The sequence below is a fragment of the Microbispora sp. NPDC049125 genome (genome assembly GCF_040802045.1).
GTDB lineage: Bacteria > Actinomycetota > Actinomycetes > Streptosporangiales > Streptosporangiaceae > Microbispora.
Genome location: NZ_JBEZDW010000007.1, coordinates 134,528 through 147,207, shown reverse-complemented (window position 1 = coordinate 147,207; position 12,680 = coordinate 134,528). Strand labels below are relative to the sequence as shown.

General features: G+C 72.7%; 8 protein-coding genes. 7 read left to right on the top strand and 1 reads right to left on the bottom strand.

Annotated elements, in window-relative coordinates; genetic code table 11:
- Nucleotides 1–21: 21 nt before the first annotated feature.
- Complete coding sequence (locus AB0B72_RS11330; protein ID WP_367738491.1) at nucleotides 22–1,527, bottom strand: PLP-dependent aminotransferase family protein; 1,506 nt, start codon at nucleotides 1,525–1,527, stop codon at nucleotides 22–24.
- 67 nt (nucleotides 1,528–1,594) lie between these two features.
- Here AB0B72_RS11330 and AB0B72_RS11325 point away from each other — a divergent pair, with 67 nt between their 5' ends.
- From AB0B72_RS11325 to AB0B72_RS11295, 7 genes are all read left to right on the top strand, one after another.
- A complete protein-coding gene (locus AB0B72_RS11325) occupies nucleotides 1,595–2,746 on the top strand; it encodes a DMT family transporter (protein WP_367738490.1) in 1,152 nt (383 codons plus the stop codon).
- Between the two features lie 253 nt (nucleotides 2,747–2,999).
- A complete protein-coding gene (locus AB0B72_RS11320) occupies nucleotides 3,000–4,652 on the top strand; it encodes a fumarate hydratase (protein ID WP_367738489.1) in 1,653 nt (550 codons plus the stop codon).
- Between the two features lie 99 nt (nucleotides 4,653–4,751).
- Nucleotides 4,752–6,011, top strand: coding sequence for a protein kinase (locus AB0B72_RS11315; protein WP_367738488.1), 1,260 nt, complete (start codon nucleotides 4,752–4,754; stop codon nucleotides 6,009–6,011).
- 42 nt (nucleotides 6,012–6,053) lie between these two features.
- Nucleotides 6,054–8,567, top strand: a complete 2,514-nt coding sequence (locus AB0B72_RS11310; RefSeq protein ID WP_367738487.1) for a serine/threonine-protein kinase — start codon at nucleotides 6,054–6,056, stop codon at nucleotides 8,565–8,567.
- 12 nt (nucleotides 8,568–8,579) lie between these two features.
- Nucleotides 8,580–9,971, top strand: a complete 1,392-nt coding sequence (locus AB0B72_RS11305) for a class II fumarate hydratase (protein WP_367738486.1) — start codon at nucleotides 8,580–8,582, stop codon at nucleotides 9,969–9,971.
- Between the two features lie 67 nt (nucleotides 9,972–10,038).
- Nucleotides 10,039–10,812, top strand: coding sequence for a 3-hydroxybutyrate dehydrogenase (locus tag AB0B72_RS11300; protein WP_367738485.1), 774 nt, complete (start codon nucleotides 10,039–10,041; stop codon nucleotides 10,810–10,812).
- 1 nt (nucleotide 10,813) lies between these two features.
- Nucleotides 10,814–12,673 carry a helix-turn-helix domain-containing protein gene (locus AB0B72_RS11295; RefSeq protein WP_367738484.1) on the top strand — a complete coding sequence of 620 codons (1,860 nt, stop codon included), beginning with the start codon at nucleotides 10,814–10,816 and terminating at the stop codon, nucleotides 12,671–12,673.
- Nucleotides 12,674–12,680 lie beyond the last annotated feature (7 nt).

Genomic DNA, 12,680 nt, shown 5'->3' with positions numbered 1-12,680 from the left:
GGCGCCCAGCGGGAGTCAACACTATGTCCTGACATCAGGATGATCTATCAGCGCCGCCATATCGCGTACGGCCTGGGTGATCCGGTGCGGCGGCAGGCGGGCGAACCCCAGCACGAACCCCGGCCGGAGGGGGCCGCCGGAGGCCCTGGCCTCCGGTTCGGCCATATGCGTGACCGGCTCGGCCGACAGACCGGCGGACCAGGCGGCCGCCACCAGGGCGGACGCCTGGCAGGCGGACGGGTCCACCAGCTCGGCGTACATGTGCAGCCCCGCCGAGATGCCGTGGACCCTCAGCCACGGAAGGCTCTCGGCAAGGGCGAGGACGAGGGCGTCCCTGCGGTCGCGGTACTCCCGCCGCATCCGCCTCAGGTGCCGGTCGTACGCCCCGGTCCTGATCAGGTGTGCCAGGACGTACTGGTCGAGGACCGGCGAGCCCAGGTCGAACTCGCCGCGGGCCCGCCGTACGGCTCTCGCGACGGCGGGCGGCGCCACGATCCAGCCGAGCCGCAGACCCGGGGCGAGCGCCTTGCTCACGCTGCCCGCCAGCACGACCCGGCCCGGAGCGAGGCCCTGGAGGCACCCGACCGGGTCGCGGTCGAAGCGGAACTCCGCGTCGTAGTCGTCCTCCAGCACCACGGCCCCCGTCTCGGCGGCCCAGGCGACCAGCTCCGCGCGGCGGCCCGGCGAGAGCACGACGCCGGTGGGGTACTGGTGTGCGGGCGTCACGACCACCGCCTCGGCGCCCGACCGGGCGAGCGCCTCGACCACGACGCCGTCGGCGTCCACCGGGACGGGCACCAGGCGGGCCCCCGCCCTGCGCAGCAGGGGAAGCTGGCGCACGCTCGTCGGGTCCTCAACGGCGAGGACGATCTCGCGTCCCGCCGCCTCGGCCAGCACGTGGATGACGAGGCTCAGCCCCTGGGCGACGCCGGTCACGACCAGCAGGCTCTCCGCCTCCGCGTCGGCGGCCCGGACCCGGCACAGGTAGGCCGCGAGCTCCTCCCGGACCTCGGGGACGCCACCCGGATCGCCGTAATCGAGGCCGTCGTTCGGCAGGGTCGCCAGCACGTGCCGCACGGCGGCCAGCCACGTCTGCCGGGGGAACGCGCCCAGGTCGGGGCTGGTCGGCCGGTGCCCGTAATGCGGCCAGCATCCCCTGCGCCCCGGCTCCCCTCCGCCTTCTCCCACGCCGCCACCGGCGCCGCCCGCGTCCGGGCCGTCCTCACCTGCGCCGCCTTCACCGGGCCCGCCCTCACCTGGGCCGCGGTCCGCCGGCCTGGGCGGTGTGACGGCCACCGTCGTCCCGGCGCCGGTCCTGGCGTCGAGGAAGCCCTCGGCCACGAGCTGCTCGTACGCCTCGACCACGACGCCGCGCGACAGGCCGAGATCCCGCGCCAGCTCGCGCGTCGCGGGCAGACGCGTGCCCCGGGCGAGCCGCCCGGACCTGATCGCCCCTCTCAGCTCCCGGGCGATCTGGGCGGCCAGCCCGCCCTCGCTCCTGTCGATCACCAGATGCAGGTCGGCCATTGGTCCACGATATGTCCATGCGATTGGACTGATCACATGGACCATCGTGTTCCTAGCATTCCGTCACATGAAGGTCGACACCACTACAAGTGCCCCATCCGCCCCACCCGTACGGCCCCCCATGTCGGCGGCGGCCGGCGCGGCGGTGGGGATGTTCATCGTGGGCACTCTCGCGGCGATCTCGGACGTCATCGCGGACTATCCCGTGTACGGCGGCCAGGCGGTGCGCTACGCCGCCGCCTCCGTGATCCTGCTCATCGTCGCCCGCCTGCGCGGCCTCGGCCCCGTACGGCCGGCGCGGCGCGGCGGGGGCGCCGAGCCGGGCCGGAGTGCCGCACCGGGCGCGGCCCCCGGACAGGGGGATGAGGGCGCATCGAGCGCCGCCACCGGACGGAGCCGTGGACTCGAACCGGGCCTGAGCACAGGCCGCCGTCGCGGGGTGGCGGCGCGAGGCGCTCCCGTGCGTCTCAGGCTTCGCCAATGGGCCCTGATGGCGTCGCTGTCCCTCACCGGGCTGGTCGCCTTCAACATCTGCGTGATCGAGGCGACACGCGCGTCCGGCCCGGTGCTGGCCGGCATCGTCCTGGGCACCGTGCCGCTGGTGATGGCCGTCCTGGGGCCGCTGACGTCACCGGCCAGGGGCGGCCGCCGGTCGCGACCGTCCCCGCGCGTCCTGGCCGCCGCCGCGACCGTGGTCGCGGGGACCACCCTGGCCACGGGCCTCGGCAGCGGCGGCACGGCCGGCCTGCTGTGGTCGCTCGGCGCGCTGGCCTGCGAGATCTGCTTCTCGCTGCTCGCCCTGCCGCTGCTGCCCGCGCTCGGGCCGATCCGGCTCTCCGCCTGGTCGGCGGCGCTCGCGGTGCCGTTCCTGCTGGCCGCCGGGTTCGCGGTGGACGGCGTGGGGATGCTCCGCGTGCCCACGGCGGCCGAGGCGATGGGGCTCGCCTATCTCACCGTGGTCGTGACGACGATCGCGTTCCTGCTCTGGTACCGCTCACTGCCCCGCCTGGGCGCCGACCGGGCCGGACTTTTCGCCGGGATGATCCCGGTGGGCGCCATGGTCACGACGGCGGCGCTCGGCCTCGGCCCGGTCACGCCCGCCGACATCGCGGGAGGAGCCGTCGTCATCGCGGGCATTCTGCTGGGGCTGCGCACGCCGCCGAGTCTCACCGGATCCGCCAGCGGATCTCCTCTTCCCGCACCTGACGCAGCACGATGAACAGCAGCGAGAACGCCAACGCCACCATGATCCCGAGCGCGAAGAACATCATTATCAGGACTCCACCATCCATAACTCCCCCTCTAAAGCTATTTGTCTTAATTGTCCCTCTTTGTCTAGAAAAAAGGGGATCGATAGCCCCAAATTCGGGCGCGAACAGCTTCACGTCGGCTGAGCCGTACGCTTTGGAGGACCGCCGGGCGAGGCGGCGGGACAGCTGACACGACGAGGCAGACGCGAGGGACCGAGAACGATGCCGGAGTTCGACTACACCGACCTGCTGCCGCTCGGGCCGGACGACACGGAGTACCGCCTGATCACCTCCGAAGGGGTGCGGGTGACCGAGGCGGCCGGGCGGCGGTTCCTGGAGGTCGAGCCCGAGGCCCTGCGCCTGCTCACCGAGACGGCGATCCACGACATCTCCCACTACCTGCGGTCGTCCCACCTCGCCCAGCTCCGCAAGATCATCGAAGATCCCGAGTCCAGCGGCAACGACCGCTTCGTCGCGCTCGACCTGCTGAAGAACGCGAGCATCTCGGCGGGCGGCGTGCTGCCCATGTGCCAGGACACCGGCACGGCCATCGTGATGGGCAAGCGGGGCAGGCACGTGCTGACCGACGGCCGCGACGCCGAACACGTCAGCCGGGGCGTCTACGACGCCTACACCCGGCTCAATCTGCGCTACTCCCAGATGGCGCCGCTGACCATGTGGGACGAGAAGAACACGGGAAGCAACCTGCCCGCCCAGATCGAGCTCTACGCCGAGGATCCGCACGGCCACCCGGACGAGTACAAGCTGCTCTTCATGGCCAAGGGGGGCGGCTCGGCCAACAAGTCGTTCCTCTACCAGGAGACCAAGGCCGTGCTCAACGAGAAGCGGATGCTGGAGTTCCTGGAGGAGAAGATCCGCTCCCTCGGCACCGCCGCCTGCCCGCCGTACCATCTGGCGGTCGTGGTCGGCGGGACCAGCGCGGAGTTCGCGCTCAAGACCGCGAAGTACGCCTCGGCCCGCTATCTCGACAGCATCCCGGCCGAGGGCTCGGCGAGCGGGCATGGCTTCCGCGACCTGGAGATGGAGAAGAAGGTCTTCGAGCTGACCCAGCGGCTCGGCATCGGCGCCCAGTTCGGCGGCAAGTACTTCTGCCACGACGTACGGGTGATCCGGCTGCCCAGGCACGGCGCGTCGTGCCCGGTCGCGATCGCGGTGAGCTGCAGCGCCGACCGCCAGGCGCTGGCCAAGATCACCCCTGAGGGCGTCTTCCTGGAGCAGCTGGAGACCGACCCGGCGAGGTTCCTCCCCGAGACGACCGACGAGCACCTGTCCGGCGACGTGGTGAGCATCGACCTCAACCGCCCGATGCCGGAGATCCTCGCCGAGCTCACCAGGCACCCCGTCAAGACGCGGCTGTCGCTGACCGGCCCGCTGGTCGTCGCCCGCGACATCGCGCACGCCAAGATCGCCGAGCTGCTCGACAACGGCGGGGAGATGCCGCAGTACCTCAAGGACCACGCCGTCTACTACGCCGGCCCGGCCAAGACCCCCGAGGGCTACGCGTCCGGCTCGTTCGGGCCGACGACCGCGGGCCGGATGGACTCCTACGTCGAACGTTTCCAGGCGGCCGGGGGCTCGCTGGTCATGCTGGCCAAGGGCAACCGCTCCAAGCAGGTGACCGACGCCTGTCAGAGGCACGGCGGCTTCTACCTCGGATCGATCGGCGGCCCGGCCGCCCGCCTGGCGCTGGACTGCATCCGCAAGGTCGAGGTCCTCGAGTACCCCGAGCTGGGCATGGAGGCGGTCTGGAAGATCGAGGTCGTGGACTTCCCCGCCTTCATCGTGGTGGACGACAAGGGCGGCGACTTCTTCCAGGACACCACCGGCCCGGTCCTTACCATCGGCCGGCGTTGACTCTGCGAGGGGGGTGTCAGGAGATTTGACCGAAGATCTCAACAATTTCCCGGCATGGTCTCTACAGGTCGCAGGGAACAAATCGGTAAGCTGCCCCTCATGCGTGCGCCGTCCGGATACCTGTTAGCCGCGCGCTACCGGCTCATCGAGCCGGTCGGCCGCGGCGGGATGGGCACCGTTTGGCGCGCCCGCGACGAGCTACTCGATCGCGACGTGGCTGTCAAGGAGGTGCGGCTGCCGCTCGTCCTGGACGAGGAGCTGCGCGCCGAGCTGTGCGCCAGGACCGAACGGGAGGGCCGCGCGACCGCCATGGTCGCGCACCCCTCGGTGATCACGCTGTTCGACGTCATCACCGAGGACGAGCGCCCGTGGATCGTGATGGAGCTCCTCAAGGCCAGATCTCTTGAGGAGCTCATCAAGCAGGAGGGACCGCTGCCGCCGCGCCGCGTGGCCGAGATCGGCCGGCAGGTGCTGGGCGCGCTCCGCGCGGTCCACGCCAAGGGCATCCTCCACCGGGACGTGAAGCCCAGCAACGTGCTCGTGACCGAGGACAGGGCGGTGCTCACCGACTTCGGCCTGGCCGCCCTGGAGGGGGACGTCTCCATCACGCAGGCCGGCATAGTGCTGGGCTCGGCGGGTTACATCGCCCCGGAGCGGGTGCTGGGCGACAAGGCCAGCCCCGCGGCCGACCTGTGGTCGCTCGGCGCGACGCTCTACACCGCCGTCGAGGGCCGCGGCCTCCACGGCCGCCGTACGGCGGCCGCCGCGCTGGCCGCCCTCACCAGCGGCGCCCCGATCCCGATGGAGAAGGCGGGGCCGCTCGCGCCCGTCCTGCGGGGGCTGCTGCAGATCGATCCCGCCGCCCGGGTCGACGGTGTGCGCGCGGCGCTCGTCCTCGCGAGGATCGCCGCCGGGGGCGGCGGCGAGGAATTCCTGACCCCGCACCGGCCCTCCCGGCCGCACGGACCGCCCGGCGCCGCGCCGGCCATCACCCGCAAGCCCCCGCACCGGGGGCAGCACCGGGCCGAGTCCAGGCCCGCGCCCAAGATGGCGCCGCACATGTACCAGCGGGAGCACAGTGACGCCTGGCCGAACGGCCTGCCGCACCACTACGAAGAGAGCGGCCACAACAGCTATTACGGACACTCCGGTCCGTACAAGGACTACCGCGACATCCGCGAGTCCCAGGAGATGGCGGCGGTGCCGGACCAGCGCCGCCGCCCGTCCGAAGGCATGCACCGCAAGCCGTCGGAGCCCACGCTGCACCAGGTCGTCCGCTATCCGCTGATGCGACGGCTCGCCAAGGTGATCAAGATGGTGCTCCCCCGCCGATACTGGCCCAGAATTTTTCTCAAGTGACTAGAAAGCGGTTCTCAGGACAGAATCGCTATCTTTCTTCTCATGCCGGAACAGCAGCCGCGGCTGCTCGCTGATCGATACGAGCTGCGCATCCCCATGGGCCGGGGGACGATGGGCACCGTCTGGCGTGCCTTCGACAGGTCGCTGGGCCGAGAGGTCGCCGTCAAGGAGATCCGCCAGGACCCGTCGCTGAACTCCGTACAGCGGCGTGAGCTGCGAGAACGGATGATCCGCGAGGGTCGCATGGCGGCCAGGGTGAGCCACCCGTGCGTCGCCACCGTCCATGACGCGATCGAGGTGGACGGCAGCCCGTGGATCATCATGGAGCTGATCGAGGGGCGGTCGCTGGAGCAGGTGATCGACGAGGAGGGCCCGCTCCCTCCCCGGCTGGTCGCCGAGATCGGCCACGACCTGCTCGGCGCGCTGCGCGCCGCCCACTCGCAGGACATCCTGCACCGCGACGTCAAGCCCAGCAACGTCCTGCTGACCGACACGGGCAGGGTCGTGCTCACCGACTTCGGGATCGCCAAAGCGGTCGGCGACACCCCGCTGACCCAGACCGGCATGGTGATCGGCTCCCCCGGCTACACGGCGCCGGAGCGGGCGCGGGGCGATCACACCGGTCCCGAGTCGGACCTGTGGTCCCTCGGGGCGACGCTCTACTTCGCCGTCGAGGGACGGCCCGCCTACGAGCGCGCCACCGTCCGGGAGACGCTCACCGCGCTGCTGACGGAGAACGCCGACCCGCCCACCCAGGCGGGGGCTCTGCGCCCCGTCCTCGAAGGGCTGCTGAACAAGGACCACCGGGCACGGTTGTCGCCGGAGAGAGCCGCGGTATTGCTCCGGCTGGTCGCCGACACCCCCGCCGGCACCCCGCTGCCACCCGAGCCGCCATCGGATCCGCCATCGGGGCCGTCATCTACCGGCCTGGATGACGTGGAGCAGCCGGAGCCCGGGACGGACGACGGCTTCGCCCATGGGCCGAGCGACGAAGCGGGGCCCGCGCCCGCCGCCGATCGCGAGGAGGGGGACACCTCCGACTGGGGGGAGGAGGCCAACCAGACGATGGTGGTGATCCGCCCGAGAGGCGGCCTCCGCATCCCCTCGCAACGCGCGGCGGCCGCCCCACCGGCCGGTTCCCCCGCCACGTCCCCGGGCCGCTCTCCCGGCGGCGCGGACGGCTCAGCCGGCGGGGACGGCGGGGCGGACGGCTCGCCCTCCGGGCATCCGTCCCTCCCAGCGGACGACCCGGCGGACGGCCCGGCAGGCGACCCGGCAGGCGACCCAGCGCGTCGCGCCGCCGCGCACACCCCGGACCCAGGCGAACCAGACACACCCGAGCCACACCCACCCGTGCCAGACCCACCCGTGCCAGGCACACGTAACCCGGCCGCGCGTGAGGACCCCGCGGCGGCCGGCGTACCTGACGGGTCGGCGCCGGAGCCCGGGGACGCCATGACCGGGCCTGAGCGGGACGGGCGGACCACCGTCCCCGGACGGTTGCCCGGCGCCAAGGCCCACCCGCCGTCGGGGAGGCTCCCGGCCGGCGACACCCGCCGCGTCCCGCGCCCGGATCTCCCTGGCGCCGCGCTCCCCGGCGTGACGGCGGGTACTTCCGGCCCCGGCCCCGGCGTCGGCTTCCGCGCCGAGCCCGGTCCCGGTGGCGTGGCCGGAAGCGGTGGCGTGACCGGGAGCGGTGGCGTGACCGGGAGCGGTGGCGTGACCGGGAGCGGTGGCGTGACCGGGAGCCGTGGCGTGGCCCCCTTCCCCTCCGGGCTCTCCGGCGCCGTCCCCGCCCCCCGCGCCGGCGGCACGACCGGCGCACCCGGCGACCCCGCGGACGGCCCGAAGGGGCGCGACGAAAGGGAGGCGCCGGGCGGGCTGGGGACCGACCTGTTCTCCATGCAGAAGTCCGTGCCCGCCGACGAGGGCGGCCGCCTGCGCGTCCTCGTGCTGATGGCGATCGCGCTCGTCGCCTTCCTCGTCCTGGTGGTGCTGGCGATGGCCGCCTTCGGGGGCGGCTCGGGCAAGGCGAGCGCGTCGGCCTCTCCGTCCGTGCTGGTGAGCCTGCCAGGGATCCCGACCGACCTGCCGACCGAGCCGGGCACGAGACGGTACGCGGACGCCAGGGGCTTCACGATCGACGTGCCGTCGGCGTCGCGGGCCACCCCCCGCGGGCGAGATGTGATCTTCCGAGGGGCCGGGGACGCGCCCTACCTCCGGATCGCCCCGGCGACCCGGCCCTCCGGCAGCCTGATCGACGCCGTGAAGAGCGCCGCCGCCCGCACGTCCTACTCCGGCTACACGCTGGTCAAGATGGTCGCGCCGGACCCGTCGCCGTACCCGGGGACCGAGGTGGTGGACTGGGAGTTCACCTACACCTCCGGCGGCAAGGCCATGCACGCCCTCGCGCGGTGGGTCCTGCCGACCACGGGCACTCCGTACACGATCTACTGGGCGGTCCCGGCGTCGGAGTGGGCCTCGCGGGCGGCGGAGCGTGACGCCACGCTGTCGTCCGTCCAGCAGGGCAAGGGGGCCGCGACCACCGGTTCTTGATAGGACTTGTCCATGGACGATTTCCGCATCGAGCACGACTCCATGGGCGAGGTGCGGGTGCCCTCCCGCGCCAAGTGGCGAGCGCAGACCCAGCGGGCCGTGGAGAACTTCCCGGTGTCGGGCCGGGGGCTGGAGCCCGCCCACATCGCCGCGCTGGCCCGGATCAAGGCCGCCTGCGCGAAGGTGAACGCCGACTACGGCGTCATCGACAAGGAGATGGCGCAGGCCATCCAGGACGCCGCCGCCGAGATCACCGGCGGGCGCTGGGACGACCAGTTCCCCGTCGACGTCTTCCAGACCGGCTCGGGCACCTCGTCCAACATGAACGTCAACGAGGTCGTCGCCACGCTCGCGCAGGAGCGGCTCGGACGGCCGGTCCATCCCAACGACCACGTCAACGCCGCCCAGTCGTCCAACGACGTCTTCCCGTCCTCCATCCACGTCGCCGCGACGTACGCCGTCGTACACGAGCTCACCCCCGCGCTGGAGCACCTGGCGACGGCGCTGGAGGAGAAGGCCGGCGAGTTCGCCCAGATCGTCAAGTCCGGCAGGACCCACCTGATGGACGCCACGCCGGTCACCCTCGGCCAGGAGTTCGGCGGCTACTCCACCCAGATCGAGCTGGGCATCGAGCGGCTCCAGGCCGTCCTGCCGCGTGTGGCCGAGCTGCCGCTGGGCGGCACCGCCGTCGGCACCGGCATCAACGTGCCCTCCCCCCGCTGGGCCGAGGCGGTGATCGGTGAGCTGAGCCGCACGACCGGCCTGCCGTTCACCGAGGCCAGGGACCACTTCGAGGCCCAAGGCGCGCGGGACGGCCTGGTGGAGCTGTCCGGCATGCTCAAGGTGATCGCGGTGTCGCTCAACAAGATCGCCAACGACCTCCGGTGGATGGGGTCGGGCCCGCGCGCGGGGCTCGGCGAGATCAACCTGCCGGACCTGCAGCCCGGCTCGTCGATCATGCCGGGGAAGGTCAACCCGGTGATCCCCGAGGCGGTCACGATGGTGGCCGCCCAGGTGGTCGGCAACGACGCCGCGATCACCATGGCCGGGGCGTCCGGCGCGTTCGAGCTCAACGTGATGCTGCCGGTGATCGCGCGCAACGTGCTGGAGTCGATCCGGCTGCTCGCGAGCGCCTCCCGGCTGCTCGCCGACCGCTGCGTCCGGGGGATCACCGCGAACGTGGAGCGGCTGCGGGAGTACGCCGAGTCGTCGCCGTCGATCGTCACCCCCCTGAACCGGTACGTCGGCTACGAGGAGGCCGCGAAGATCGCCAAGCAGGCCCTCGCCGAGCGCAAGACGATCCGGCAGGTGGTGATCGAGCGGGGGCACGTCGCGAACGGCACGCTCACCGAGAGGCAACTCGACGAGGCCCTCGACGTCCTGTCCATGACCCGCCCCACATAAGGGGGCGGGGATCTATGTCGCCGAGCGCCATGTGCCCGGCCCCCTGCGGTTCCTATGGTGAGGCGCTATGAGCCTTGAAGGGCGTACGGCCCTGGTGACGGGTGCGGGCAGCGGCATCGGCCGGGCCTGCGCCCGGCGGCTGGCCGCCGAGGGCGCCCACGTCGTGGTGGCCGACATCAACGCGGAGTCGGCGGGCAAGGTGGCCGCCGAGATCGGCGGCACGCCGGTGGCCGTCGACCTGTCCGACCCGGAGTTCGTGGTGGCCTGGCGGGGGCAGCTCCCGCCGTCGCCCGGCACCCGGCTCACCGCCGACATCGTGGTCAACAACGCCGGGTTCCAGCATGTCGCGCCGATCGAGGACTTCCCTCCCGAGACCTTCACGAAGATCATGCGGGTGATGGTCGAGGCGCCGTTCCTGCTCGCGCGGGCGGTCCTGCCCGGCATGTACGAGCGGGGCTGGGGGCGGATCGTCAACATCTCGTCCGTCCACGGCCTGCGCGCCTCGCCGTACAAATCGGCCTATGTCACGGCGAAGCACGCGCTGGAGGGCCTGTCGAAGGTGATCGCACTGGAGGGGGCGGCCCACGGCGTCACCTCCAACTGCGTCAACCCGGCGTACGTGCGGACGCCGCTGGTGGAGAACCAGATCGCCGACCAGGCGAGCACCCACGGGATCAGCCCCGGCGAGGTCGTGGAGCAGATCATGCTGGCCCCCGCCGCGATCAAGCGGCTGATCGAGCCCGACGAGGTGGCCGCCATGGTCGCCTACCTGTGCGGCCCGCAGGGGTCGTTCATCACGGGGGCGTCGCTCCCCATCGACGGAGGATGGAGCGCCCGCTGACGTGAACGTGTACCTCGAACTCCTCGCGCGGGAGGCCTCTGCCGTGGAGTTCGAGGGCCCGATCCTGCAGGCCCGTGCGGCCGGGGCCGACGCGGCGACGCTGGAGGAGCTGGAGCAGGCCAAGGTCTCCGCGCTCAAGGTCAGGGCGATGCTGCGCAGGCGCGCCAGGCGTGAGGCCGAGCTGTCGGCCCTGTTCGACACCGCGAGCGACCTCGCAGGCCTGCGGGACCTCGACGCGGTGCTGGAGGCCATCGTCCGCCGGGCGCGGCAGCTCCTCGGCACCGACATCGCGTACATGACGTTGAACGACCCCGAGCGTGGCGACACATTCATGCGGGTGACCGACGGGTCGATCTCCGCGGACTTCCGGCGGCTGCGGCTGGCGATGGGCGCCGGCCTGGGCGGCTCTGTCGCCCAGACGGGCACTCCGTACAACACCGCCGACTACTTCGCCGACGCCCGCTTCCGGCACACCTCCACGATCGACGAGGCCGTGCACGAGGAGGGCCTGGTCGCCATCCTCGGCGTCCCGCTGCGGCTCGGCACACAGGTGATCGGCGTGCTGTTCGCCGCCAACCGCAGCGCCCGGCCGTTCGCGCAGGAGGAGGTGGCGCTGCTGTGCTCACTCGCCGCGCATGCGGCGGTGGCCATCGACACGGCGCGGTTGCTGCAGGAGACGCGGGCCGCGCTCGGCGAGCTGAGCGAGGCCAACACGCTGATCAGCGCGCACAGCCAGGCGATCGAGCGGGCCGCGGCGGCGCACGACCGGATGACCGGGCTCGTGCTGCGCGGCGGCGGGGTCGAGGACGTCGCGGCGGTGGTGACCGAGGTGCTGGGCGGCGGCCTGATCGTCCTGGACGACGAGGGCCGCCCGCTCGTGGGGCAGGCCGGCGACCTGGACGCGGGGGTGTTCGACGCCGCCCAGTCCTCGCGAGCCCTGGGCCGCACGGTCAAGCGGGGCGACGCGTACGTCGCGTCGGTCGACGTGGGGGCGGCGCCGCTGTGCACACTGGTCCTGCGCACCGAGCGGCCGGTCTCCGACACCGACCAGCGCATCCTTGAGCGGGCCGCGCTCGTCACCGCCCTGCTGCTGCTGTTCCGGCGCAGCGTGGCGGAGGCCGAGGGGCGGGTGCGCGGCGAGCTGCTCGACGACCTCATCTCCCGCCCTGAGCTGGGCGGCCTGCGCGACCGCGCGCGCAGGCTGGGCGTCGACCTGGACGCGCCGCACGTGCTGGTGGTCGTACGGCACGAGGGGCAGCGTGAGCGGGCCGCGTTCTGGGCGTCGTCGCAGGCAACGCTGGCGCACGGCCTGGCGGCCGCCCGGGGCGAGGAGGTCGTGCTGCTGCTGCCCGGCGACAAGCCCGGCGTGACGGCCCGCCGGGTGGCCGCCGAGCTGAGCGCGTCGCTCGGGCGCCCCGCGACGGCCGGGGCCGCCGTGACCGCGGGGCCGATGACCGTCGTGGCCGCCGCCTACCGTGAGGCCCGCCGGTGCGCCGACGCGCTCGCCGCGCTCGGCCGGGTGGGCGACGGGGCCGGCTCCGACGAGCTCGGATTCGTCGGCCTGCTGATCGGCGAGCGCCGCGACGTGCCGGCCTACCTCGACTCGGCGATCGGCCCGGTGCTCGACTACGACGCCCGGCGCGGCACCACCCTGGTCCGGACGCTGACCGCCTACTTCGGCACCGGCGGGTCCCTGTCCCGTACGGCGGAGGCCCTGCACATCCACGTGAACACGGTGACGCAGCGGCTCGACCGGGTGGGCCGGCTCCTCGGCCCCGATTGGCAGGAGCCGGAGCGGGCCCTGGAGATCCAGCTCGCACTGCGGCTCCACCGGCTGGGAACCCACATGCCCGGCGCCTGAGGTGTGT

Coding starts and splice junctions, on each gene's coding strand:
- AB0B72_RS11330 (WP_367738491.1), bottom strand. CDS start 1,527: ATGGCCGACCTGCATCTGGTGATCGACAGGAGCGAGGGCGGGCTGGCC.
- AB0B72_RS11325 (WP_367738490.1), top strand. CDS start 1,595: ATGAAGGTCGACACCACTACAAGTGCCCCATCCGCCCCACCCGTACGG.
- AB0B72_RS11320 (WP_367738489.1), top strand. CDS start 3,000: ATGCCGGAGTTCGACTACACCGACCTGCTGCCGCTCGGGCCGGACGAC.
- AB0B72_RS11315 (WP_367738488.1), top strand. CDS start 4,752: ATGCGTGCGCCGTCCGGATACCTGTTAGCCGCGCGCTACCGGCTCATC.
- AB0B72_RS11310 (WP_367738487.1), top strand. CDS start 6,054: ATGCCGGAACAGCAGCCGCGGCTGCTCGCTGATCGATACGAGCTGCGC.
- AB0B72_RS11305 (WP_367738486.1), top strand. CDS start 8,580: ATGGACGATTTCCGCATCGAGCACGACTCCATGGGCGAGGTGCGGGTG.
- AB0B72_RS11300 (WP_367738485.1), top strand. CDS start 10,039: ATGAGCCTTGAAGGGCGTACGGCCCTGGTGACGGGTGCGGGCAGCGGC.